This is a genomic window from Pedobacter sandarakinus, assembly GCF_026240095.1.
GTDB classification, from domain to species: Bacteria; Bacteroidota; Bacteroidia; order Sphingobacteriales; family Sphingobacteriaceae; genus Pedobacter; species Pedobacter sandarakinus.
In genome coordinates this window covers 1-409 of sequence record NZ_JAPIVG010000030.1, presented here as the reverse complement: position 1 = coordinate 409, position 409 = coordinate 1, and the positions used below count along the sequence as shown (strand labels likewise).

The following is a 409-nucleotide window of genomic DNA, read 5'->3' as shown; positions in this document are numbered from 1 at the left end:
CATTATAGAAAATTATGGAGAGGAGATTAAGCTATAGTTAACCACCCCGTCTGCTGCACATCCACCTCTCCTACGGAGGGGAATGGCAAGTCGCGTTAATCAATAGCTCAATAAAGGAAAATCTACTTCGAACGATGAAAAAACCCAATAAACGAAATGCAAGGTCTGCGTCTAGAAATTCCCCTCCTGTGGAGGGGTGCCTGAAAGGCGGGGTGGTCATTAACGGAACTAAAATAAAGCTGAATCCTATTTTAACTTTACCTTTTGAAGCGAGTTTGAAAGAACGAGCTAAAGCATTAAGATATGCGGAAAACCTGCCAGAGGTTTTATTTTGGATGCAGGTGAACAAAAGAAAATTTCATCAAATCGATTTCGACAGACAAAGAATCATCGGAAATTACATCGTGGA

1 protein-coding gene is annotated in these 409 nt (G+C 40.8%); it reads left to right on the top strand.

Going from position 1 to position 409, the window contains the following annotated elements; genetic code table 11:
- Window positions 1–134: 134 nt before the first annotated feature.
- Window positions 135–409: DUF559 domain-containing protein (locus tag OQ268_RS17810; protein ID WP_265858172.1), on the top strand; the 275-nt coding region annotated here is incomplete at its 3' end.